This window comes from Mesorhizobium sp. M4B.F.Ca.ET.214.01.1.1 (assembly GCF_004791545.1).
Lineage (GTDB): Bacteria > Pseudomonadota > Alphaproteobacteria > Rhizobiales > Rhizobiaceae > Mesorhizobium > Mesorhizobium abyssinicae.
This window is the reverse complement of record NZ_SRUX01000005.1, coordinates 77,298-101,302: the sequence shown is the minus strand read 5'-3', so window position 1 is coordinate 101,302 and position 24,005 is coordinate 77,298. Positions and strand designations below refer to the sequence as shown.

Below are 24,005 nucleotides of genomic sequence, written 5' to 3'. Positions count from 1 at the left end.
GATTATTCGCTTCGTCACCTTCGCCAATTTTCGACCTTAGAAAGGCGGGAGCCGCGCCGAAAATGCCAATCTCCCCCCTTGAGGGGGAGATGGCCGGCAGGGCAGAGAGGGGGGCCTCGCGCCGACCTCTGTGGGGAGCATTCTTCGCAGCGCTTGCGCTAGCAATCGCGAGCCCTCTCTCGGCTTACGCAGATGCCCCGCCCTTCGGCTTCGTCAGGCTCGCCGATGTCGATGCGACCATTCGCCAGGACATCCGCTATGCCGGGAACAAAAACTTCCTGCGCCGCCAGGTCGACGGCTATGAGGCGCCGGTCTGCATCCTGACTAGGCAGGCGGCAAAGGCGCTTTCAAGCGTCCAGAAAGCGATCGCACAAAAGGGCCAGACTCTGGTCGTCTTCGACTGCTATCGCCCGGCGAGGGCCGTCGCCGACATGGTCGAGTGGACGCGATCGGGCGGACCTCCGGACCCGCAATGGTACCCCTCCGTAAAACGCGGCGACCTCATCGCCAAGGGGTATATCGGCGAGCTCTCCAACCATTCGCGCGGCTCGACCGTGGATCTCGCCATTGCGCCCGTTGCTGGCGCGGCCGCACCTCACCCTGCCTGCGGCGCGCCCGATGCCGAAACGCTCGATTTCGGCACCGGCTTCGATTGTTTCGACCAGGCCAGCGAAACCGACCACCATCCGCTCCCCGGCAACGCGGCGGCAAACCGCAAGCGACTGGTCGAGGCCATGCGCGTCGCCGGTTTCCGCAACTACACTCGCGAATGGTGGCACTTCACGCTGACGGACGAGCCGTTCCCGAAGCAACGCTTCGACTTTCCCGTCACCGCGCCTTAGAGGTCCGGCCGCGAAGGCCGACCTGTCGCCGCGCAGCCTTGCCTGGACGCGCCCCGCTTCTAGATAGCGTCGGGCCGGCGAGGAGGCGGTCTATTTAATATGAGGAAACCATTTCCCTGAGGGGCAGGCGATCGGCGAAAAATTTCTCCGATAGGCCAAAAAAGGCAACATTGAATGCATCTAAATTCTATCAATTCGCTAGAGTTCGGCCGTCATCAACGGAGGCGGAAATGACCAAACCTCATTTCAAGAAACTGCTTGGCGCGCTGGTCGCCTCATCTGTCCAGTTCGGCACGCTCGGTTTGGCGTTCGCCGATACGACCCTTCTCAACGTGTCCTACGATCCGACGCGTGAACTCTACAAGGCCTATGACGAGGCCTTCGCCGCGCACTGGAAGGCCGAGACCGGCGAGACCGTGACCATCCAGCAGTCGCATGGCGGATCGGGCGCGCAGGCTCGCGCCGTGATCGACGGCCTCGACGCCGATGTCGTGACGCTGGCGCTCGAAGGCGACATCAACGCCATCGTCTCGAAGGCGAAGAAGATCAATCCGGACTGGCGCAAGAAGTTCGAGAACAATTCGGCCCCTTACACCTCGACCATCATCTTCCTGGTCCGCAAGGGCAACCCGAAGGGCATCCATGACTGGAACGACCTGATCAAGGACGGCGTCCAGGTGATCACGCCCAACCCGAAGACCTCCGGCGGCGCGCGCTGGAACTATCTCGCCGCCTGGGCCTATGCCAACGCCAATGACGGCGGCGACGAGGCCAAGACCAAGGAATTCATCGCCAAGCTCTACTCCCAGGTGCCGGTCCTCGACACCGGCGCGCGTGGCTCGACCGTGACCTTCGCGCAAAAGGGCCTGGGCGACGTGCTGCTGGCCTGGGAAAACGAGGCCTATCTCGCGCTCGACGAATTCGGCGCCGACAATTTCGACATCGTCTATCCGCCGACCTCGATCCTGGCCGAACCGCCTGTCGCGGTGGTCGACGCCAATGTCGACGCCAAGGGCACGCGCAAGGTCGCCGAGGCCTATCTCGGCTACCTCTACTCCAAGGAGGGCCAGACGCTGATCGCCAAGAACCACTATCGTCCGGCAAAGCCCGATCTGGTGCCCGCCGAGGACCTCGCCAAACTGCCCGAGATCAAGCTGATCACCATCGACGATCCGCTTTTCGGCGGCTGGAAGAAGGCGCAACCTTATCATTTCGGCGATGGTGGTATATTCGACCAGATCTACAAGCCGGCCCAGTGAGGCGCGACGGCCTCGCGGCCGAGACATTCACCGACGGCAGTCTGGTCTGAATAAGAAGGGACGAACCAGAATTCCATGACCACAGCACCCGCGCCGGCGGGGTGGCGATTCAAGCAGCCGAGTGTCATTCCGGGTTTCGGACTGACGCTCGGCTTCTCGCTTGCCTACCTCACGCTCATCATCCTCATCCCGCTCTCCGGGCTGGTCTGGCGCTCGGCGGCACTCGGCTGGACCGATTTCTGGGCGATCGCTGCCGACCGCCGCACCATCAACGCGCTTGAAATCAGCTTCGGCACCGCCTTCATCGCCGCCGGCGTCAACGTCGTCTTCGGCACCATCGTCGCCTGGGTGCTGGTGCGCTACCGCTTTCCCGGCCGTCGCATCGTCGATGCCATGGTCGATCTGCCCTTCGCGCTGCCGACCGCCGTCGCCGGCATCGCGCTCACCACGCTCTACGCGCCGAACGGCTGGATCGGCAAATTGCTGATGCCGCTCGGCATCAAGGTCGCCTATACGCCGCTCGGCATCGTCATCGCGCTGGTGTTCATCGGCCTGCCCTTCGTCGTGCGCACCGTGCAGCCGATCATGGAAGAGCTCGACAAGGAGGTCGAGGAAGCGGCCGCCACGCTCGGCGCCAACCGTTTCCAGATCATCACCCGCATCCTGTTCCCGGGCCTGGCGCCGGCGATCATCACCGGCTTCTCGCTCGCCTTCGCGCGCGGCGTCGGCGAATACGGCTCGGTCATCTTCATCGCCGGCAACCTGCCGTTCAAGTCGGAGATCGCGCCGCTGCTGATCGTGATCAGGCTGGAGGAGTACAACTATCCGGCCGCCACCGCGATCGCAGCCATCATGCTGGCGCTGTCGTTCCTGATGCTGCTGGTCGTCAACCTGGCACAGTCATGGAGCCGCAAACGCTATGGCTGACCCCGAAATCAAATCCTACGAACCTCACCACGAAAGCCAGTCGGCGGCGGTCACCGAAAGCCGGCCGGTGCGCATCGTGGCGATGGCCGTGGCCTTCGCCTTCCTCGCCATCTTCCTGCTCATGCCGCTGATCGTCGTCTTCCACGAAGCGCTGGCAAAGGGCATCGGTGCCTATTCGGAGGCGCTGGCCAGTTCCGACACGCGCTCGGCCATCCGGCTGACGCTGCTGGTGGCGGCGATCTCGGTGCCGCTCAACCTCGTCTTCGGCATTTCCGCCGCCTGGGCGATCGCCAAGTTCGAGTTCAAGGGCAAGGCCTTCCTGACCACCCTCATCGACCTGCCGTTCTCGGTCTCGCCGGTGATTTCCGGCCTGGTCTACGTGCTGCTGTTCGGCGCCCAGGGCGTGCTCGGCGCCTGGTTGAAGGCGCATGGCGTCGTCATCCTGTTCGCCGTGCCGGGCATCGTGCTCGCCACCGTCTTCGTCACCTTCCCCTTCGTTGCCCGCGAACTGATCCCGCTGATGCAGGAACAGGGCAATGGCGACGAGGAGGCCGCACTTTCGCTCGGCGCCAATGGCTGGCAGACCTTCTGGTACGTGACGCTGCCCAACATCAAATGGGGCCTGCTCTACGGCGTCCTGCTCTGCAACGCCCGCGCCATGGGCGAGTTCGGCGCGGTGTCGGTGGTGTCGGGGCACATACGCGGCCTCACCAACACCATGCCGCTGCATGTCGAAATCCTCTACAACGAGTACAATGCCGTCGGCGCCTTCGCCGTCGCTTCGCTGCTTGCCGGCCTGGCGCTGGTGACGTTGGTCTTGAAAACACTTCTCGAGATGCGCTACGGCGCCGAGATCGCCGCCACGCGCGGACACTGAATGCATATCGCCCAAAAGCGCGAACCGGTTTTGGGATAACGGCAGGCACCGACAAAGGGACGGTTTATGGAAGTTCGCGTTGCCAACGTGCGCAAGGAGTTTGAGCGGTTTCCTGCCCTCCACGACGTCTCGCTCGACATCAAGTCGGGCGAGCTGATCGCGCTGCTGGGCCCGTCCGGCTCCGGCAAGACGACGCTTCTGCGCCTGATCGCCGGGCTGGAGCGGCCGACCAAGGGCACAATCTTCTTCGGCGACGAGGACGCCTCGCAGAAGTCGATACAGGATCGCAATGTCGGCTTTGTCTTCCAGCACTACGCGCTGTTCCGCCACATGACCGTCGCCGACAATATCGGCTTCGGCCTCAAGGTCCGGCACGGCGCGGCACGCCCGCCGGCGCAGGAGATCCGTCGCCGCGCCTCGGAGCTTCTCGACCTCGTCCAGCTCTCGGGCCTGGAGAAGCGCTACCCGGCGCAGCTCTCGGGCGGCCAGCGCCAGCGCGTCGCGCTTGCCCGCGCCATGGCGATCGAACCCAAGGTGCTGTTGCTCGACGAGCCGTTCGGCGCGCTCGACGCCCAGGTGCGCCGTGAGCTTCGCCGCTGGTTGCGCGAGATCCACGACCGCACCGGCCACACCACGGTCTTCGTCACCCACGACCAGGAAGAGGCGCTGGAGCTCGCCGACCGCGTCGTGGTGATGAGCCAGGGCCGCATCGAGCAGGTCGGTTCCGCCGATGAGATCTACGACACCCCGAACTCGCCCTTCGTCTATAGCTTCATCGGCGAATCGAGCTGCCTGCCGGTCAAGGTCGAGAGCGGCGAGGTCTGGATCGCCGACCGGTCGATCGGCCTGTCCGCCCCGCATGCGGCCTCTGGCGACGCGCTGCTGTATTTCCGCCCGCATGACGTCGAACTGCTCGACGGCTGCAGCGGCTGCATCGCCGGCACTGTCGCCGCGAGCCGCCGCGTCGCCGGCACCAGGCGGGTGGAGCTCGAGATCGGCGGCGAGCGCCAGCGGGTCGAGGTCGAGCTGCCCGTCGATCATCCGGCGGCGCAGAAGAGCCGGGTGGCGTTCAGGCCGCGGCGCTGGAAACTTTTCCCGGCGTCCGAGCCCGGAAAAGCCAGCTGAATCAGCCTGAAAGAAAATCCTAACAAGCATTTGTTTCGGCGGAATCTTTTCCGACGACGACACGATAGCGCCGGCTCGCATGTCTGGCGCTGGCCGGCCTTGTGCTATTATCCTGCGCCCTTGTTGCAACTCTCAAGGAGCCGGTTTTCATGAAGCGATTTTTGCTTGGCGCGGCGGCACTGGCCACCCTCTTCCTCGCATCCTCCGGGGCCTGGTCGGCCGACAGGTTGCTGAACGCGTCCTACGACGTCGGCCGCGAGCTGTTCGCCGAAGTCAACAAGGCCTTCGTCGCCGAACATCCGGGCGTGACGATCGACCAGTCGCATGCCGGGTCCTCCGCTCAGGCGCGCGCCATCGCCGAAGGGCTCGGCGCCGATGTCGTCACCTTGAACCAGGTCATCGATGTCGATTTCCTGGTCAAGAAGGGGCTCGTCTCCGCCGACTGGCAGAAGGATTTCCCAGACAACGCCTCGCCCTTCTATTCGCTGCCGTCCTTCCTGGTGCGCGCCGGCAACCCCAAGCACATCAAGGACTGGAACGATCTGGTGCGCGACGACGTGCAGGTGATCTTCCCCAAGCCGAAGACATCGGGCAACGCGCGCTACACCTATCTCGCCGCCACCGCTTACGCCAAGGAGGCCTTCAAGGGCGACGACGCCAAGGTGAAGGAGTTCATCACCAAGCTGTTCAACAACGTGCCGGTCTTCGACACCGGCGGCCGTGCCGCCACAACGACCTTCGTGCAGCGCGAGATCGGCGACGTGCTGATCACCTTCGAATCGGAGACGCGCGGCATCCGCAAGGAGTATGGCAACGACAAGTTCGAGCAGGTCACGCCCTCGGTCAGCCTGCTGGCGGAATTCCCCGTCGCCATCGTCGGCAAGGTTGCCGACGAGCATGGCACGCGCGATCTCGCCAAGACATACCTCGACTTCCTCTATACGCCCGAAGGCCAGGACATCCTTGCCCGCAACGGCAACCGCGTCCGCGATGCGGCGGTCGCGGCGAAGTACAAGGACCAGTTCCCCGATGTCCGCCTGCTGACGGTGGACGACGCCTTCGGCGGCTGGTCCAAGGTGCGGGCCGAGCATTTCGCCGCCGGCGGCCTGCTCGAGCAGGCCTATGGCAGCCGCTGACGGCTCCAACGCCTCGGCGTCGACCTGAACAGGAAAGCCGGCTTCGCCGGCTTTCCTATTTCATGCGCCAGCAGGCCGATGCCTGGCAAAATCCCGACCTCATCTGTGAGAAACGTTACAAAGAATCAACGCGTTTGTGCCTAACGTGCCGTCGGGCGGCTTGTTTTGCGCGAAACGGCAATACGCGATCCGAGACGTCATGATTTGCACACAAACAACCGCCAGATGCAGGCGATTGGGGTTTTTCGTGAACTGAATCGGGCATGCTTACCAAAAAAGGCAAATACGGCCTCAAGGCCCTCGTGCATCTTTCCGGCCTGCCGGCCGGCCAGCTTGCATTCGTCAACGACATCGCCGTCGCCAACAACATTCCGAAGAAATTCCTCGACGCCATTCTGGGCGAGTTGCGCAATGCCGGCTTCGTCCAGAGCCGCAAGGGCAAGGAAGGCGGCTATCGCCTTGCCCGCCCGGCCTCCGAGATTAAGATCGGCCATGTCGTGCGCGTCCTCGACGGGCCGCTGGCGCCGATCCCCTGCGCCAGCCGCACGCAGTACCAGCGCTGCGAGGACTGCGACGAGGCGACCTGCCAGGTCCGGCACATGATGCTGGAAGTGCGCCAGGCGATCGCCGAAGTGCTCGACAACCGCAGCCTCGCCGCCATGCGCGACGCCGACAATGACGATTTCCCCGTCGAGCTGACGTCGCAGATCTAGAGCAATTCCAGGAAAAGCGTGTAACGGTTAGGCTCGGCGACTTCGCCGTAGCCTTCCGTCCGGAATTGCCTGGAAACAAATTATTAGCCCGGACCTGAAGCTCCGCATCAAGGCCTGCGCCCGTCCCCTGGGCGCTCGAATGCTCGTGCCCGATTGCGCAGCGGCCATGGACGCAGTAGAGCGGCCTTTCGGACGCAACCAGGAACAGGCGGGACACCGATCCGATGAGGCTGCCGTGGTTCGGAAAATCCCGCAGGGCCGACCGCAGGAGATCGTCCCCCGTCCATCACACCGAGATCATCGCCGACGTGCCGGTGCCGGAGCGTGGCGAAGCGGTGCGCTTCTTCAGCCGCAGGCTGGTCGGACCCGGCCGGCTGCGCCGCTTCTCGAACCGCGATCTTCGCGAAAGCCTGCTCTTTTCTTTCCTTCTCGTCGTCGCCGCGACACTGCCGGTCGTCTGGTGGGCGCCGATCTGCGCCTGGAGTTCGAAGCTTCGGCTGAAGCGCCATCTCCGCAAGGATTTTCCACGCTACGCCGCAGCGGTCCGCACCGTCCTTGGCGACCACGTCGATGCGCAAGCGCTGTTCAGGCAATTGCTCGCCGCTGTTCATCGCCGGCAATTGCTGCTTGCCGCGCACCTCACCGGCCACGGCTGGTCGCCGGAAATCCGGCTGGAAGGGCTTGAGGGCCTGCGCGATGCGCTGCGGCGCGGCCGCGGCGCCATCATCTGGTGCGATCAGTTCACCGCCCAGACCATCATCGGCAAGCGGGCCCTGCATGCCGCCGGCCTCGAAACGCACCAGGTCAGCGTCAACTTCCACGGCTTTTCAGACTCGGTTTTCGGCCTGCGTTTCCTCAACCGGCCGCTGATCGCGGTGGAGAACCGCTACCTCAAAAGCCGGGTCGTCTTCGAGCGCGGCGATGCCTACCAGGTGACGGTGCGCATGCAACGCATGCTGAGGGAAAACGGCATCGTCCTGATGACCAACACGACCCACGCCGGCACCACCTTCACAGAAGTCGGCATCGGGGAAAGTGGCTGGACCCAGCTGGCCTCGGCTCCGGCAAACTTCGCCGCGCGAGGCGGAACGGCGCTGTTTGCCATGTCGACCTTCGAGACCGTGCCCTTTCGCGAATACCGCGCGGTCATCAGCCCCGAACTGGCGCCGCCGGCAAGGCCGGCATCCGCCGCGACAAGGGACATGGCGGCGAAGAACCTCGAAATGCAGGCGCGCTACATCCTGCTCAAGCGCGATCGCCTCCTGGAGGCGATGAAATTGTACCCGGAACAGATGATGGTATGGGCAGGCGCCCAGAGGTTCACCGAGCGGTCGGGCGACACGACGGACGCGGGCGCCGACATATCCTCATGAGGTCTTTGTCCTGAATTCGTCAAGCACGCCGGCGACGATGTCGGAGATCGGGCCGGTGCCGTCCACGGTCAACGCCGGTTCATCCGCCGTCGGCGCTTCGAGCGTGGCGAACTGGCTGTCGACAAGGCTCGCCGGCATGAAATGCCCCTTGCGGCTGGCGACACGGCGCCTGGCGGTTTCAGCATCGATTTCCAGATAGACGAAGCACAGCTCCGGGCAAAAGCCGCGCAGTCGCGCGCGGTAGCCGCGCTTCAGCGCCGAGCAGGCGGCGATCACGCTCTGCCCGTCGGCGATCGCGGCCGCGATGCGCCCCCCGATCGCATCCAGCCAGCCGGCGCGCAATTCGTCGGTGAGCGGCTCACCGCTTGCCATGCGCGCCACGTTCTCGGGCGGATGCAGCCTGTCGCCCTCGACGAATGCCGCACCCAGCGCCGCCGCCAGCGCCTCGCCGACCGCGGACTTGCCACAGCCGGCCACCCCCATCGCCACTATGGCCAGTGGCGGTTGGGCGTCGCTCGTCCGTGCCTCGCTCGGCAGCGGTCCAGCTTTTTCGGTCACGGTCAGCGGCTCGCCGGCGCCCGGCCGTAGAGCAGAAGCATGACCACAATGACCACGCCGTAGACGATCTGCCGCCCCGCCTCCGGCATCTGCATGACCGAGAGGATGGACTGCAGAAGCGTGATCAGGATGACGCCTGCGACGGTGCCCAGATAGGAACCGCGTCCCCCAAGGATCGAGGTGCCGCCGAGCACAACAGCAGCGATCGACGGCAACAGATAGGCATCGCCCATCGACTGCGCCGCCTTCGAAGCGTAACCGGCCAAAAGCACGCCGCCAAAGGCCGAGAGCCCGCCCGAAACCGCGAAGGCGACCATCACCACGCGGCGTGTGTCGATGCCCGAAAGATAGGCGGCGCGCTCCCGGTTGCCGATGCCGTAGACGGCGCGGCCGAAGCCGGTGCGGGTCAGCAGGAAGACCATGGCCGCGCCGATCAGCGCCCAGATGATGACGGCGTTGGGCACCGCCGGAATGGCAAAGCCGGTCGCCAGATAGCGCATCGCCGGCGTTGCCGAATCCTGCGGTGAGAAGCCTCCCGTGTAGACCACCATCAGCCCTTGCGCGACGGCATTGGTGGCCAGCGTGATGATCATCGAGGGGATACGCAGATACGCGACGCCGATGCCGTTGACGACGCCGATCGCGATGCCGCAGACAATGCCGAACGGGATGGCGAGCACCGACCCGAGCGGCCCGTAAGCCGCGGCCGCGCACGCCATCATGGCGCCGACCGCCACCGACCATGGCACCGACAGGTCGATCTGGCCGAGCAGGATGACCAGCATCATGCCGGTGGCGATGACGCCGAGGAACGATGCCACCTTGAGCTGCTGCAGCAGATATTCCGGCGACAGGAAGCTGCGCGAATAGAGGCTGCCGACAAGCAGCAGCAGCACGATGCAGGCGAAGGCGGTGACGACGGCCGGATCGGCGCGGCGAAGGAATTTCGGCATGCGCCCGGCAATGCCGCCGATGAGGGTCGTATCGCTCACAGGAACCACTCCAGCCGGTTGCGGACCCTGAACAGGGCGAAGGCGCCGAGGCTGACCGCGATCAGCAGGATAACGCCCTGGAACAGCGGCTGCCAGAGCGGGTCGAGGTCGAAGACGAAGAGCAGGTCGCCGATGGTGCGGAAGGCGAGCGCGCCGAAGATCGCGCCGAGCGCGCTGCCCTTGCCGCCGAACAGCGAGACGCCGCCGAGCACTACGGCGGCGATCGAAAACAGCGTGTAGGCGTTGCCGCTGGCATAGGCGGCGTCGCCCGTATAGGTGAAGAAGGTCAGGAACAGCCCGCCGATCGCGGCCAGCAGCCCGGCAAGCGTGTAGGCGACAAATTTTCCGCGCCGGATCGGCACGCCCGACATATAGGCGGCGGTCTCCGAGGAGCCGGCGGCGTAGGCCGCGCGGCCAAGCTCCGAGCGGCTGAACGGCACCCACACGATCAGCACAACGACTGCCAGCGCGACCAGGCTCGCCGGGACCAGGCCGAACAGCCGCCCGGTGAGGGCGTCGGCAAGATCTTCATTGACCGAACCGCCGGGAAACGGCCGCAGCAGCAGCGCGAGGCCGAAATAGACGGCACCGGTGGCGATGGTGGCGACGATCGGCTGCAGCCGTCCATAGATGACGATGGCGCCGTTGATGGCGCCGCAGACGAGCCCGGTGCCGAGCACGGCGATGACGCCGAAAGCGGTCTCGAGCCCGGTGCCGATCACCAGCCAGGAAGCCAGGCAATTGGTCAGCGTGAAGATCATGCCGACCGAAAGGTCGATGCCGGCGGTGATCACCACCAGAGTCTGCGCCATGGCGACGAAGGCAAGCAGCACGCCTTTGTTGGCGGCCGTCTGCACGACATTGGCGGTAAAGCCGGCCGGATGGTTCGCGCTGTAGATCGCGAACATGGCGACGAAGATACCGAGTGCGAGCAACGTTCCGCGTTGCTCGGCCAGCCAGTAACGCCAATCCTTCACGCTACGATCCTCTTCATGCGCCCTCTCCCTGCAGCGGACCGGCGCCCTCGCCGTGGATATTGAGCGCGCTGGCGATCAGCGCATGCTCGGTGATCTCGGCACCGACCAGCTCGCGCTTGACCGCACCGTCATAGAGCACCAGTACCCGGTCGCAGCAGCCGATCAGTTCGTCATAGTCGGTCGAATAGAACAGGATCGCGGCCCCGGCGTCGGCGAGCTTGCGCATCAGTTGGTAGAGTTCCTGCTTGGTGCCGACATCGATGCCGCGTGTCGGGTCGTTGAGCAAGACGATGCGCGGCTGCCGCATCAGCCATTTGGCGATGACGACCTTCTGCTGGTTGCCGCCCGACAGCGCGCCGACCGGAATGTCGAGGCCGGCGGTCTTAATGGCAAGCAGCTCCACCATGTCGTCGATCAGCCGCTGCTCGGTCGCGCGGTCGATGACGCCGGCCTTCGACAGCCGGTCGAGCGCCGCGAAGGAAAGGTTCTCGCGCACCGTCATAGGCAGCATGAGCCCCTCGGTCTTGCGGTCCTCGGGGATGAGCGCCATGCCGATGCGGCCGTCGCGCGCGGCTGAGGGACTGGCGATGGAAACCGCCTTGCCATCGACCAGTATCTCGCCGGCAAGGCCGCGCAGCACGCCGAAGAAGGCAAGCAGCAACTCCCGCTGGCCCTGGCCGTCGAGGCCGCCGAGGCCGACGACCTCGCCCGCCCCGACGGTGAGCGAGACATTGTCCAGCCGGTCGGTCCAGCACAGGTTGCGCGCCTCCAGCACCGGGACGGCGGCACCGTGCCGGGCCGGCTTCGGCGGGAATATGTGGCTGTATTCGCGTCCGATCATCAGTTCGACGACCTCGCTGTCGCTCTTCGAGCCGGCAGCGTAGCTGGCGACATTGCGGCCGTTGCGGAAGACGGTGCACTGGTCGGCAAGCTCGGCGATCTCGTTCATCCGGTGCGAGATGTAGAGCAGCGCCAGCCCCTCTTCCCGCAGCCGCTTCAGCACGCCGAAGATCTTGGCGACGTCGGTCGCGGTCAGCGCCGAGGTGGCCTCGTCGAGGATCAGGATGCGCGGCTTGCGGGCCAGCGCCTTGGCGATCTCGACCATCTGCCTTCTTGAAAGTGGAAGGTCCTTGACCAGCGCCAGCGGGTGGATGTCGGAAGCACCGGCGCGGGCGAGCGCCTCTTCGGCGATACGGCGCTGCGCCTTTCGGTCGATCAGGCCGAAACGCTTCGGCGGATCGGAAATGACGATGTTGTCGGCCACGCTGAGCTCGGGGATCAGCGACAGCTCCTGGAAAATGCAGACGATGCCCGCCCGGTTGGCCGCCGCCGGCGAGGCGAAACTCACCTCGCTTCCATCGAGTAGCATGCGGCCCTCATCGGGCGCCACGACGCCGGCCATCACCTTGATCAATGTCGACTTGCCGGCGCCGTTTTCGCCGAGAATGGCATGGATGCTACCCGCCGTGACGGACAGCTCCGCCTTTTCCAGGGCCCGCACGCCGCCATAGCGTTTGGATATGCCTTGCATGCTAAAGAGCGGAACCGCGCCGTCCATCAGCCCTCCGAGGCAATTTGCTGTCGATAGGTGGCAAGCAGCCGGAGCCGCGGGAGATGCCCGCCGCTCCGGCCGGTCAGACTACTTGTTTTCCTTGGTCTGGCCCATGATTTCCTGCGCGGTGAAATTGATCCCGCAGGTCGGGAAGGAATTGCCGACGAAGAAATTGTCGGACTGATCGGGGAAGTAATCCTGGCCTTCCTTGAAATTCGGATCCTCGACGATCGCCAGCGGCAGTTTCACCGATTGCGGCACGACGTTGCCCTCGAGCGCGGAGATCGCCGTCTTGATGGCGACCGCCACCTGGGCGGGGCCGGTGCCGGCCGACGAGCACTTCAGGCCATCGGCGGCGTGCGCCGCGCAGAACTTGCGGAAGCCATTTTCGGTCTCGCCGCCGAACGGCACGAAAGCATGCTTTGCATCGATCATCGCCTGTACGATGCCGGTGTCGCCGCCCTGGCCGGTGATGCCGACGAACGGACCGTTGGTGGCGATGGCGTCGGCGGTGACCTTCTGCGCTGTCGGATCATCCCATTTGCCGGCGACTTCGGTGACGTCCCACTTCTTGCCCGAAGCGTCCAGGACCTCATGGATGCCATTGTGGCGATCGGTGTCGACCGAGGTGCCGGCAACACCGCGTACTTCCAGGATCTTGCCGCCATCGGGTATATGGCTGATCAGCCACTTGGCCCACAGTTCCCCGAGGCCCTTCTGGTCGACATTGACGTTGATGGCATCCTTGGTGTCGAGGATGTTGTCGAAGGCGACAAGGACGACGCCGGCTTCCTTGGCGCGCTTGATCACCGGCCCGAAGGCTGTCGGGTTCTGGGCATTGACGACGATCGCGTCAAAGCCGGAATCGATGAAGTTGTTGATCGCCGAAATCTGCGCCGGGACATCCTCGCCGGTCGATACGACCTTGAATTCCTTCAGCTTTGCCGCGACGTCCTTCTGCGCGGCATAGGCCTTGGCCGTCTGGATCATTTGGATGCGCCAGGTGTTGGCGATATAGCCGTTGGCGAGCGCGATGCGGTACGGGCCATCCTTCTTGGGGAATTTGAAGAACTGGGTGTCGGCCGCCCACGGCGCGAAGCAATCCGGCTCGGCTGCCGGCCCCTTGACGACTTCCGGCTCGGCGATCGCCGATGAGCTCAGCATGACGAATGCAGTGGCGGCAACGATGCCACCAACAAGTGACTTGATCATTGATATTCCTCCCGGTTGCAGTTCTGCTTGATGCTGCGTGGTTCTGGCGCCTATCCACATCTGGGAAGGCCCTCCAGCCTTGCCCATGACGCCTTTCAGGGTGGCGGCTTGCCACCCGATGCCCCTCCTCCATCTCCCTCAAGGAGAAAACAAAGCTAGCATATTATATATAATAAACAAGCATGAGCTGTCGCTTATATATAATAAACAGACCCTGGTCTTGCTTTGAATTTTCGCGCGAAACAACTGGTAGCGCTACCATGACGCAGTGTAAACCGGCATTTGCACAGTCGCTTCTGCGTGTTTCAACGTGCTGTGCTCTCGCGCCTCATCAGCTCGAAACCGAGGTCGACAACGCGCTGTCGCGGCCTCTCCCCCGCGATCGCCGCCAGCGCCATGGCGACTGCCTGGCGGCCGATTTCATAGCGATGGGTGCGGATGCTGGTGACCGACGGAAATGCCGCCTGCATCATGTCGAGATCGTTGAAGCCGACGATGCCGATGGTCTTGGGAACTTCGATAGCAGCGCGATGGCATTCGAACAGGACGCCAAGCGCGATATCGTCGTTGTTGCAGAAAACCGCGTCGAGCGACGGCATCTTGGCCAACGCATCGCGAAGAAGCTCTCGACCGAGCGTCACGCTGGACAGCAGTGGCGTGGTGGTCACCAGCCGCGGGTCGAACAGGCCCGCCGCTTCCATGGCGGCGCGATAGCCGGCCAGGCGCCGCTGCGAGCGCGGGTCCATGCGGGCGCCGATGAAGCCGACCCGCCGGTAGCCCGCCTCGATCAGGTGCTCGGTCGCCGCCCGGCCGCCGTCGAAATGCGAAAACCCGACCAGCATGTCGACCGGATCGGGACCGGTCTCCATGACCTGAACCACCGGGCAGCCGGCCGTCTCCAGCAGGCGGCGCGAGGTTGGCGTCTGGTCAATGCCGGCCACGATCAAAGCCGCCGGACGTTGCGGCGCGAACACCTGCAGGAGGCGCTCCTCTTCGAGGCCGGAATAATGGGTGTTGCCGAGCTGGATCCGGAAGGGACTGTCCGACAGGCTGTCATAGATGCCGCGCACGACCTCGGCGAAGACGTTGTTGGTGAGCGACGGCACCAGTACGCCGAACACCTCGGCGCGGGCCGAGGCCAGCGCCCTTGCGTTCGGATCGGGAACGTAGCCGAGCTCGTCGACGGCGGCCTGGATTTGGCGGCGCAGCTCTTCCGAAACCCGCCCCGGTTCGCGCAGCGCCCGCGATACGGTGATCGCGCCGACGCCGGCCTTGCGCGCCACGTCGGCGATGGTCGGGCGGCCGCCGCCGCGGCGCGAGCGCGGCTTGATCACCGCCCTGCCCTCGATGCCCCGCCATCATCCAGGCTGGGCCGCGAAACGATGGTCTTTGTCGGTATCGCCATGCCAATCCCTCGCCGCGCCATTCTGGCGTCGCGCAGCATGCCGCCCTTGTCAAGCAGGCGGGACCTCGCGGCCCGCCGTCAGGCCATCGCCATGGCGCTGCGCCGCGCCTTCCACATCAGCAGGAGGATGGCCGCCAGATTCACCAGGTTCCAGGCGATGCCGTTGAGGAAGGCGGCGGCATAGGAGCCGGTGAGGTCATAGATCCAGCCCGACATCCAGCCGCCGACCGCCATGCCGAAGATGGTCGCCATCATGACGATGCCGACGCGCTGGCCGGCCTCCCTTGCCGGCATGTAGTCGCGTATGATGATCGCATAGCAGGGCACGATGCCGCCTTGCGACAGGCCGAAGACCAGCGACACGACATAGAGCGAGGCAAGCCCGTCGAAGGGGATGTAGAACAGCAGCGACAGGCATTGCAGCACCGAGCCGATCAGCAGCGTCCTCACCGCGCCGATGCGATCGGCAAGGAAGCCCGAGCCGATGCGGCTGGCGACGCCCGCCGCCAGCATGATCGACAGCATGTCGGCGCCATGCGCCATGCCGTAACCGAGGTCCATGCAGTAGGCGACGATGTGCACCTGCGGCATCGACATCGCCATGCAGCAGCCGAAGCCGGCGACGACCAGCAGAAGCTGCAGCGCCGACGGCGAAAGCGAGATCGGCCGCACCGGACGGCCGCCGGCAGTGCCGGCCATCGCTTCGTGCGGAGCGCCGCGCCGCAGCATCAGCACCAGCGGCACCATTGTGAGCAGGCAGACGACGCCGATCGCCGCATAGGTGAAGCGCCAGCCTTCCGCCCTCATGATCGTCGGCATGACGAAGGGCCAGACCGCCCCGGCGAGGTAATTGCCCGATGCCGCCACCGTCACCGCGACGCCGCGGCGCCGGTTGAACCAATGCGAGATGTCGGCGATCAGCGGGCCGAAGATTGCCGACGTCCCGACGCCGATCAGAAGTCCCTGGACCAGGGTGAAGCCGAGGATCGAACTGGTGAGCGAGGCGAGCAGGAAACCGGCGCCGAGCGCCGTCGCGGAAACCAGCGCCGGAATCCAGTAGCCCACCCGGTCGATGGCGCGGCCGACCAGCACATTGCCGGCGGCAAAGCCGACCATGGTCGCGGTATAAGGCATCGAGGCCGCGGCGCGATCGACGCCGAACTCCGCCTGCACCGCCGGCAGCACCACGACCACCGCCCACATGCCGACACCGCCGATCGTCGCCAGAACCACCGAGATGGCGAGCCGGATCCAGGCATAGGCGCTGTCGATGCCTGGGCTCTGGGCGCTGCTGGAGAAGGTGGTGGCCAAGGCGTTTCCTGTCCGCGGTGTTCTTTGGATCGAGCGGTTCGGCTCCACTATTCGGCGCATCGGCGGGCATCGAGCAGCGCCACGACAGGCAAATCCGTCGCTCCAGAAGCAAGGATCCGGCGGGAACAGACATCTCCGCGTTGAGTTTCCGTTATGAAAGGAGTGCTGCCATGACCGCGAAACGAAAATGGTCGGCCGAAGTGACCGGGCACAGCAACGCGATGGATCTCGAGGAGCATGTCTTCGAATCCGACGATGCCAGGAAGATCGCCGCCTCGCTCAAGCGATCGGCCGAGCACAGCGACCGGCGCAAGGCCGAGCCGTTCCAGTCCGCCATGTCGATGCTGAACTTCTACATCAACCGTGCCGGCAGCAACCTGCCGGCGGAACGCAAGCGAGTGCTGGAGAAGGCCAAGGACGAGCTGCGCGCCGCTTTCGGCCGCGAGCAAGACGATTGATTTCGCTCGGGTCGCGTCGTCTATCTCGATTTGATGACGTCGTCGGTGTTGGCGAGCAGCTTGCGCACCGCGGCGCGCGCCGCGTCCGGCCGCTGCAGCCGGATGTTCTTCTCGATCGCCTCATGCAGCTTCTGCGCATGCTGCAGGTCGTCGACCTCTCGCGTCGTGTAGCTGAACAGATGGTCGAACGCGGATTCGATCAGCACGCCGAGCGGCACCAGCAAGTCGTTGCCCGATGCCCTGAGAATGGCGAGGTGGAAGCGCGTGTCGGCGCGCGTCCGCTCCTGCAGCGTCGGCGCCTCGCCCATCTCGCGGCAGGCCTGGCTGATCTCGGCCATCTGTTCTTCGGTACGCCGCATCGCGGCGAAAGCCGTCGCCTCCGGCTCGATGATATGGCGGAATTCCTGCACCGTCTTCAGGAAGACCTCGCGGTCGGGCGAGGTCGCGTACCAGGCAAGCACGTCGCGGTCGAGCAGGTTCCAGCGCTCTTTCGGCTCCACCCAGCTGCCGATCTTCGGGCGCGATGCCAAAAGGCTCTTGGCCATCAGCATCTTGATCGCCTCGCGCACGGCCGAACGGCTGACGTCGAAGGTCTCCGACCATTTGGCCTCGTTGGGCAGGATGGTGCCCGGCGGATAGTCGCCGCGCACAATCCGAAGGCCGATCTCGCTGGCCAGCGAAGCATGCACGCTCGATCCCGGAATGCGCGGCGCATCGGCTCGGCGAATGGCGGCCTGGCGCTCGGCGGACGCCGCCTGCTCCGGTGATTTTTCCTTGTTCGGCTTCCCGTTCCGCATCTGCCCCAGAAAGTCCGGATTTCGGACCCTGTCAAGCACGGCAAGGCTGATGGAGCGCAAAGCCGGCGGCTGTGCACAGATCAGCCACGGCTTTGCGCCCCATCAGGCCGTTTTGACGTATTTGCGCCAGCTGTGCTCCGGACGGAAGCCGAGCAGGTCGCGCGCCTTGCGGTTGGAGAGCAGCGTCTCGTATTCGCCGAGCTCCGCCTTGACCGGCACGTTCGGATAGAACCGCTTCAGGAGTTCCGCTGTCGGCAGGTCGGACGAGGTGTCGTCGTTGGCGGCGTTGAACACCTGATAGCCGAGCCCGTCCTTCTCGATGGCGCGGAGCGTGATCTGGCCAAGGTCGCGGGCGTCGACATAGCTCCAGGCGATCCGCTTGCGGAAGCCCGGATCGGCGAACCATTTCGGGAACAGCGAATACTCATGCGGCTCGATGACGTTGCCGATGCGCAAGGCGTAGATGTCGGTGCCGTTGCGCTGCGCGAAGGCGCGCGCCGTCTTTTCGTTGACGATCTTGGACAGCGCGTAGCTGTCCATTGGATCGACGTCGTACTCCTCGTCGAGCGGGAAATATTTGGGATCGCGCGGCTCGTTGGCGAAGACCAGGCCGTAGGTCGTCTCGCTGGACGCAACCACCACCTTGCGGATGCCGAGTTTCACCGCCGCCTCGATGACATTGTAGGTGCCCATCGCGTTGATACGGAACACCTCGTTGTCGGGCGTGATCATGATGCGCGGGATGGCGGCGAAATGCACAACGGCGTCGACCGGCTGCGGACGCAGCGACGGATCGAACTCGTGCAGGCCCATATAGCTCGACAGCGCATTGAACACCTGGCCGCTGTCGGTGATGTCGGTGATCAACGTGCGCACTTTCGGATTGTCGAGCGGCTTGGTGTCGATGTTGAGCACCTGGCAGTCATGATCGACCAGATACTGCACGACGTGCCGCCCTGCCTTGCCGCTGCCGCCGGTGAACATGATCCGCTTCGTCATTTCGCTCTCCACATCGCTCGATATTGCCGTGTATTGTCAGACAATATTGCATTCCGCAACCATATGCGGCAAGAACAACGGCGAAATTATCGATAATCCCCAGACAGGACGGAACGACATGACCACCACCGCTGCGCGCGAAAAAATCGGCTTCATCGGCCTGGGCCTCATGGGGCACGGCATCGCCAAGAACATCGTCGACAAGGGCTATCCGTTGACCTTTCTCGGTCGCAAGAACCGCAAACCGGCGGAGGACCTGGCTGGCCGCGGCGCCACCGAAGCGGCGACGTCACGCGAGGTGGCGACATCATCCGACATCGTCTTCATCTGCGTCACCGGCTCGCGCGAGGTCGAAGCCATCATTCGCGGCCCCGGCGGCCTGAAGGAAGGCCTGAAGCAAGGCGCCGTGGTCGTCGATTGCTCGACCTCCGACCCGGTCTCGACGGTGGCGCTGGCGGCCGAACTCAAGGCGCTTGGCGTCGACTATGTCGACGCGCCGCTCAGCCGCACGCCGAAGGAGGCCTGGGAAGGCACGCTGGATGCCATGGTCGGCGCGCCCGACCCGGTTTTCAACAGGGTGAAGCCGGTGATCGAGACCTGGGCCGGCCGTATCGTCCATATCGGCGACACCGGCGACGGCCACCGCATGAAATTGCTCAACAATTTCATCTCGCTGGGCTACGCCGCGATCTATTCCGAGGCACTGGCGCTGGCCGAGAAGGTCGGCATCTCGCCGTCGCGCTTCGACAGCGTCATCCGCAACGGCCGCATGGACTGCCCCTTCTATCAGACCTTCATGCGCTGGACGCTGGAGGGCGACCGCGACGCGCATAAATTCTCCATCGCCAACGCTTTCAAGGACCTCACCTATCTGGAGTCCATGGCGGGCGCCGCCGGCATCGCCAATCCCCTCGGCAACGCCACCAAAAACTCCTTCGCCGGCGCCTATGCCGCCGGCCCGGCCGAGCAGTTCGTGCCGATGCTGGCGACCCATATCGGCAAGGTCAACGGCGTCGACCTGATGCCGTCGAAGGATGGCGTGAAGCAAAAGATCTGAGCGCGACCCAGGAAAAGCGGTACCGGTCGTCCGTCCGGCCGCGGTAAAACAAATGCTTAGAGCGGGACGCTGATTCTGCAGCTGAACGGCTTCGGGCCATGGAAGACGGACGTCGCGTCACCGCCGCGACCGCTGGATGACCTCGTCGGTGTTGGCGAGCAGCCTGTGCACGGCGTTCCTGGCGGCGGCCGGGCGTTTGAGGCGGATGCTCTTCTCGATCGCCTCGTGCAGCGACTGCGCCCGCCGCTGGTCGCTGTGCTCGCGCGTGACGAAGACGAACAGATGGTCGAGCGCCGATTCGATCAGCACGCCGAGCGGCACCAGAAGCTCGTTGCCGGAGGCGCGCAGGATGGCGAGGTGGAAGCGCGTGTCGGCGCGCGTGCGCTCCTGCAGGTTGGTGGCGGCCCCCATCTCGCGGCAGGCCTGGCTGATCTCCGCCATCTGCTCCTCGCTCCTGCGCATGGCGGCGAAGGCGCTGGCTTCCGGTTCGATGATGTGGCGGAACTCCTGCACCGTCTTCAGGAACAGCTCGCGATCCGGCGCCGTCGCATACCAGGCTAGCACATCGCGATCGAGCAGGTTCCAGCGCTCTTTCGGTTCGACCCAGCTGCCGATCTTGGGGCGCGACGCCAAAAGGCTCTTCGCCATCAGCATCTTGATCGCTTCGCGCACCGCCGAGCGGCTGACGTTGAAGGTCTCCGACCATTTGGCTTCGTTGGGCAGGATGGTGCCGGGCGGATAGTCGCCGCGCACGATCCTGAGGCCGATCTCGCTGGCCAGCGAGGCATGCACGCTGGACCCCGGGGTCCAGGCCATCTCTGGCCGTCGAGCGGTAACGGCAGGGCCGGCTATCGTCCCGGTACTGGCGGCGCGCTTTCTTGATCTGTCGTCCGGCATCGGCGTTCCGGCGTCGGCGCGCTGTCGTTGGGAAACTGTCCGGGATTGTCCGCACCCGCCGATGTCTTCGTCGAAAAACCAATGTCTCGTCGAAAGCAAGACGCATGGGCGCGTCAAAGCCGGAGCCTGCCGCCCCGACAATGCTGCCTGTCCTTGTCCCTGAGGGAAGTGACGGGGCGTCCTCGAAAGGACGCCCCGCTATCGCGGACTACTTCTGGATGCAGGTGTCGACCGTATCCTTGGTGCATTCGTCGAGGCCGGTGAAGACCGGATCGTCGACCTTCTTGCCTTCGATGAGGTCGATCATCACCGACGGCGCCTTGTAGCCCATTTCGAACGGCCGCTGGCCGACCAGCGCGGTCACCAGACCATCCCTGGCGATCGCCACCTCGTCGCCGATCGTGTCGGCGGCGCCGATGACGAAGGCGTTGCTGGCGATCTTGTCGGCCATCGGCTTGAACAGGTCGCGGTAGGGCTGCGGCGCGCCGAACAGCGGCCAGCCGCCCATGATGCCGAAGGCGTCGAGGTCGGGATTTGCGGCGAGGATGTCGGTCATCGCCTGCACGCCCTTGGCGCCGTCGTCATTGGTGAACACCGGGCAGCCGGCGACTTCCGTCCAGCCGCCTTCGCCGGCAAGCGCGGCGAGACCGTCCTTGCCCGACAGCGCGTCGCGCATGCCTTGCGCGCGGCGCAGGATGTTGTCGGCCGCCGGATTGCCCTCGATGGTGCAGATCTTGCCGCCATTGGGCTTGGCCTTCTTGATGTATTCACCGATCTTCTTGCCCATCAGATAGTTGTCGGTGCCGAGATAGGTCTTGCGAAGGCCCGCATCTTCCTTGGCAAGGTCGGCATCGACCGTCATGATCGGGATCGAGGGATTGGCGGTCTTGATCGTCTGCGCGATCAGCGGCGCATTCGAAGGCGAAATCGCCATCGCCACCGTGTCGGGCTTGCTCAGCATGTCCTGCACGATCTGGGCCTCGCCGGCCTCGTCCGAAGTCGATGCCGGGCCGGTGTAGAAGCATTCATATTCTGAGCTGGCGTTTTCCTTGTTCCACTTCTCGCAGCCCTGGTGGATGGCTTCGAAGAATGGGTTGTCGAGCCCCTTCACCACAATGACGAGCTGTTTCTTGGCCAGTGCCGGCCCGGCGCCCAACGCCATGACGGCGGCAGCGGCGAGCAAAAGTGATTTCCTCATATCAGTCCTCCCTTGAAACAGACGGGCACGGCGTGCCCGCCACGCAGATCAACCCGGTGCGCGAAAACAGAGCATCGTTTCACGAGCGCTCGTGCCCCGCCAGTCCAGGTCGATAAGCATTTCCAGATGCAATGCCGAACCGCGCTGACGAGAACTGCCGCCAAGTCCCGGACCGGTATCGCGCCCGCCGATTCCGCCCGCCCAGCCGGGTCGAAAGATCGGCATAATCTTCCTCCGATGCTTAGGTAATATCGGCTTGCGGCCAACGTCAATTGCTATTTGTCCTACAAAACGGATTTTTGCAAAAACATTCCTTCAATTCGTCCGACAATTGATTGACGCCTGCATGAGCATTTGCGTAAATGCGCCAAATCGCCGTTCCCGGGGGGAGCCGGGGAGAGCGGGGCCGCGGCAGAACCGCAGGCCGCAACAGGGAGGCATTAGGCTGGTGGCGGTTCTCGAACTCACCAACATCTCGAAGCATTTCGGCGCCATCCAGGCGGTCAACGACGTGTCATTGTCGATCGAGCCCGGCCAGGTCGTCGGCCTGATGGGCGACAACGGCGCCGGCAAGTCGACGCTGGTCAAGATGATCGCCGGCAATTTCCGCCCGAGCCATGGCAACATGCAGCTGGACGGCAGGGAGCTTGTCCTGCACAAGCCGGCGGAGGCCCGCCAGCACGGCATCGAGATCGTCCATCAGGACCTGGCGCTGTGCAACAACCTGACCGCCGCTGCCAATGTCTATCTCGGCCGTGAGCTGCGCAGGGGCGTCGGTCCGTTCCGCATCCTCGACTATGCCGCCATGTACAAGCGCGCCGGCCAGCTCTTCGCCGAACTGAAGTCCGAGACCCGCCCGCGCGATCTCGTCAAGCAGATGTCGGGCGGCCAGCGCCAGGCGGTGGCGATCGCCCGCACCATGCTGTCGCAGGCCAAGATCGTGCTGATGGACGAGCCGACCGCGGCGATCTCCGTGCGCCAGGTCGCCGAAGTCCTGAACCTGATCCGCCATTTGCGCGACCAGGGCATCGCGGTGGTGCTGATCAGCCACCGCATGCCCGATGTCTTCGACGTCGCCGACCGCGTCATCGTCATGCGGCGCGGCAGGAAAGTGGCCGACAAGACCATCGCGTCCAGCTCGCCCGAGGAGGTAACCGGTCTGATCACCGGCGCCATCGAGCAGGTCGCATGAGCACGGCAACCCTGGAATTTACGGTGCTGGCGCGGCCCGGCAGGAAAGGTCGATAATGGCTGTCACCCTTGACCAGACGATCGCGCAGAAGCAGCACACCTTCATGTCGCGGCTGCTTGGCAGCCAGACTTTTTGGGTGGTGATCGCGGTGATCCTCGCCTGCCTGTTCCTGTCCTTCGCCACCGACGCCTTCGCCACGCAGAAGAACCTCTACAACATCACCCGCAACATCACCTTCGTCGCCATCGTCGCGCTCGGCATGACCTTCGTCATCATCACCGGCGGCATCGACCTGTCGGTCGGCTCGGTGCTTTGCCTGTGCTCGATGGTGCTGGCCGTCACAATGCATGCCGGCTACGGCATCGAAGTCGGCATCCTCGCCACCATCCTGACAGCGCTCGTCATCGGCGCTTTCAACGGCATTCTGATCGCGTATCTCGGCTTTCCGCCATTCGTGGTGACGCTCGGCATGCTGTCCATCGCGCGCAGCCTCGCCATGGTCGCCTCCAACAACACGGTCGTCTTCCAGTTCGGTCCGGACCACGACAAGCTGCTGGCGCTGGGCGGCGGCGCCTGGGTGTTCGGCATCGCCAATCCGGTGCTCTACATGATCCTTCTGGCGCTGATCACCGGCTTCACGCTGCGCTGGACCAAGTTCGGCCGGCACATCTTCGCCATCGGCGGCAACGAGCACGCGGCGACGCTGACCGGTGTTCCCGTCAAGCAGATCAAGGTCGCGGTCTACATGATCTCGGCGCTCTCCGCCGGCATTGCCGGCATCATCGAGACCGGCTGGCTGGGCGCCGTCACCACCAACATCGGCACCGGCATGGAATTGCAGGTGATTGCCGCCACCGTCATCGGCGGCGCCAACCTCGCGGGCGGCGTCGGCACCGCCTTCGGCGCCATTGTCGGTGCGGCGCTGATCGAGGTGATCCGCAACAGCCTCGGCCTGCTCGGCATCAACGCCTTCTGGCAAGGCACCTTCATCGGCGGCGCCATCCTGCTCGCAGTGCTGTTCGACCGTATCCGCAACTTCCGGCGCAGCGACTAGGCCGGACCGGATCCGGCTCCTATCGCTCAGTCTGAAAATCCGCCCGTGCGGCGCAAGGCGCCTGTGAGGCCTGGCGCACGCGCCTTGACGAGCG

Annotated in this window: 23 protein-coding genes; 12 read left to right on the top strand and 11 right to left on the bottom strand. The window is 64.6% G+C overall.

What is annotated here, in order from left to right; translation table 11 throughout:
• Window positions 1-62 precede the first annotated feature (62 nt).
• From EN857_RS12115 to EN857_RS12080, 8 genes are all read left to right on the top strand, one after another.
• Complete coding sequence (locus EN857_RS12115) at window positions 63-842, top strand: M15 family metallopeptidase (RefSeq protein ID WP_245518723.1); 780 nt, start codon at window positions 63-65, stop codon at window positions 840-842.
• 230 nt (window positions 843-1,072) lie between these two features.
• On the top strand, window positions 1,073-2,101 hold the full coding sequence (locus EN857_RS12110; protein ID WP_126056369.1) for a sulfate ABC transporter substrate-binding protein: 1,029 nt from the start codon (window positions 1,073-1,075) through the stop codon (window positions 2,099-2,101).
• Window positions 2,102-2,176: 75 nt separating this feature from the next.
• Entirely contained in the window at window positions 2,177-3,028 is an 852-nt protein-coding gene (gene cysT / locus EN857_RS12105; protein ID WP_127311280.1) for a sulfate ABC transporter permease subunit CysT, read from the top strand.
• Window positions 3,021-3,905, top strand: coding sequence for a sulfate ABC transporter permease subunit CysW (gene cysW / locus EN857_RS12100; protein WP_127394232.1), 885 nt, complete (start codon window positions 3,021-3,023; stop codon window positions 3,903-3,905). The genes cysT and cysW overlap by 8 nt, the downstream gene beginning before the upstream one ends.
• Before the next feature lie 66 nt (window positions 3,906-3,971).
• Window positions 3,972-5,030, top strand: coding sequence for a sulfate/molybdate ABC transporter ATP-binding protein (locus EN857_RS12095; RefSeq protein WP_128346254.1), 1,059 nt, complete (start codon window positions 3,972-3,974; stop codon window positions 5,028-5,030).
• Between the two features lie 149 nt (window positions 5,031-5,179).
• Complete coding sequence (locus EN857_RS12090; protein WP_135858669.1) at window positions 5,180-6,166, top strand: sulfate ABC transporter substrate-binding protein; 987 nt, start codon at window positions 5,180-5,182, stop codon at window positions 6,164-6,166.
• Window positions 6,167-6,429: 263 nt separating this feature from the next.
• Complete coding sequence (locus tag EN857_RS12085) at window positions 6,430-6,879, top strand: Rrf2 family transcriptional regulator (protein ID WP_013530871.1); 450 nt, start codon at window positions 6,430-6,432, stop codon at window positions 6,877-6,879.
• Window positions 6,880-7,103: 224 nt separating this feature from the next.
• The gene (locus tag EN857_RS12080) at window positions 7,104-8,252 is read left to right on the top strand and encodes a hypothetical protein (protein ID WP_127392706.1); all 1,149 of its coding nucleotides are present in this window, start codon (window positions 7,104-7,106) and stop codon (window positions 8,250-8,252) included.
• Here EN857_RS12080 and EN857_RS12075 read toward each other — a convergent pair.
• The 7 genes from EN857_RS12075 to EN857_RS12045 all read right to left on the bottom strand — a co-directional run bounded on the left by EN857_RS12075 (window position 8,247) and on the right by EN857_RS12045 (window position 16,259).
• On the bottom strand, window positions 8,247-8,735 hold the full coding sequence (locus tag EN857_RS12075; RefSeq protein WP_127392709.1) for a gluconokinase: 489 nt from the start codon (window positions 8,733-8,735) through the stop codon (window positions 8,247-8,249). The two genes, EN857_RS12080 and EN857_RS12075, sit on opposite strands and share 6 nt — an antisense overlap.
• Before the next feature lie 77 nt (window positions 8,736-8,812).
• The gene (locus EN857_RS12070) at window positions 8,813-9,802 is read right to left on the bottom strand and encodes an ABC transporter permease (protein ID WP_127285456.1); all 990 of its coding nucleotides are present in this window, start codon (window positions 9,800-9,802) and stop codon (window positions 8,813-8,815) included.
• Complete coding sequence (locus EN857_RS12065) at window positions 9,799-10,779, bottom strand: ABC transporter permease (protein ID WP_127285457.1); 981 nt, start codon at window positions 10,777-10,779, stop codon at window positions 9,799-9,801. Before EN857_RS12065 ends, EN857_RS12070 begins: the two co-directional genes overlap by 4 nt.
• A gap of 13 nt (window positions 10,780-10,792) precedes the next feature.
• A complete protein-coding gene (locus EN857_RS12060) occupies window positions 10,793-12,337 on the bottom strand; it encodes a sugar ABC transporter ATP-binding protein (RefSeq protein WP_127285458.1) in 1,545 nt (514 codons plus the stop codon).
• 81 nt (window positions 12,338-12,418) lie between these two features.
• Complete coding sequence (locus EN857_RS12055; protein ID WP_127285459.1) at window positions 12,419-13,543, bottom strand: sugar ABC transporter substrate-binding protein; 1,125 nt, start codon at window positions 13,541-13,543, stop codon at window positions 12,419-12,421.
• A gap of 305 nt (window positions 13,544-13,848) precedes the next feature.
• Entirely contained in the window at window positions 13,849-14,877 is a 1,029-nt protein-coding gene (locus EN857_RS12050; RefSeq protein ID WP_127392707.1) for a LacI family DNA-binding transcriptional regulator, read from the bottom strand.
• A 149-nt stretch (window positions 14,878-15,026) separates the two neighbouring features.
• A complete protein-coding gene (locus EN857_RS12045) occupies window positions 15,027-16,259 on the bottom strand; it encodes an MFS transporter (RefSeq protein ID WP_127392708.1) in 1,233 nt (410 codons plus the stop codon).
• A gap of 170 nt (window positions 16,260-16,429) precedes the next feature.
• Between EN857_RS12045 and EN857_RS12040 the strand changes: the two genes are divergently transcribed.
• Window positions 16,430-16,717, top strand: coding sequence for a DUF3175 domain-containing protein (locus EN857_RS12040; RefSeq protein ID WP_127285462.1), 288 nt, complete (start codon window positions 16,430-16,432; stop codon window positions 16,715-16,717).
• 20 nt (window positions 16,718-16,737) lie between these two features.
• Here EN857_RS12040 and EN857_RS12035 read toward each other — a convergent pair whose 3' ends face one another.
• Window positions 16,738-17,514 (bottom strand): FadR/GntR family transcriptional regulator, encoded by a 777-nt coding sequence (locus EN857_RS12035; RefSeq protein ID WP_126059023.1) that lies wholly within the window; start codon window positions 17,512-17,514, stop codon window positions 16,738-16,740.
• A gap of 102 nt (window positions 17,515-17,616) precedes the next feature.
• Entirely contained in the window at window positions 17,617-18,513 is an 897-nt protein-coding gene (locus tag EN857_RS12030; RefSeq protein ID WP_127394020.1) for an NAD(P)-dependent oxidoreductase, read from the bottom strand.
• 118 nt (window positions 18,514-18,631) lie between these two features.
• Between EN857_RS12030 and EN857_RS12025 the strand changes: the two genes are divergently transcribed.
• Window positions 18,632-19,570, top strand: a complete 939-nt coding sequence (locus EN857_RS12025) for an NAD(P)-dependent oxidoreductase (protein ID WP_127310860.1) — start codon at window positions 18,632-18,634, stop codon at window positions 19,568-19,570.
• 117 nt (window positions 19,571-19,687) lie between these two features.
• Here EN857_RS12025 and EN857_RS12020 read toward each other — a convergent pair whose 3' ends face one another.
• Window positions 19,688-20,467, bottom strand: a complete 780-nt coding sequence (locus tag EN857_RS12020; protein ID WP_128347023.1) for a FadR/GntR family transcriptional regulator — start codon at window positions 20,465-20,467, stop codon at window positions 19,688-19,690.
• 208 nt (window positions 20,468-20,675) lie between these two features.
• Complete coding sequence (locus EN857_RS12015) at window positions 20,676-21,665, bottom strand: sugar-binding protein (protein ID WP_126059019.1); 990 nt, start codon at window positions 21,663-21,665, stop codon at window positions 20,676-20,678.
• A 448-nt stretch (window positions 21,666-22,113) separates the two neighbouring features.
• Between EN857_RS12015 and EN857_RS12010 the strand changes: the two genes are divergently transcribed.
• Window positions 22,114-22,857 carry an ATP-binding cassette domain-containing protein gene (locus tag EN857_RS12010; protein WP_127390979.1) on the top strand — a complete coding sequence of 248 codons (744 nt, stop codon included), beginning with the start codon at window positions 22,114-22,116 and terminating at the stop codon, window positions 22,855-22,857.
• 55 nt (window positions 22,858-22,912) lie between these two features.
• Window positions 22,913-23,911 (top strand): ABC transporter permease, encoded by a 999-nt coding sequence (locus EN857_RS12005; protein WP_127286805.1) that lies wholly within the window; start codon window positions 22,913-22,915, stop codon window positions 23,909-23,911.
• The last annotated feature ends 94 nt before the right edge of the window (window positions 23,912-24,005 follow it).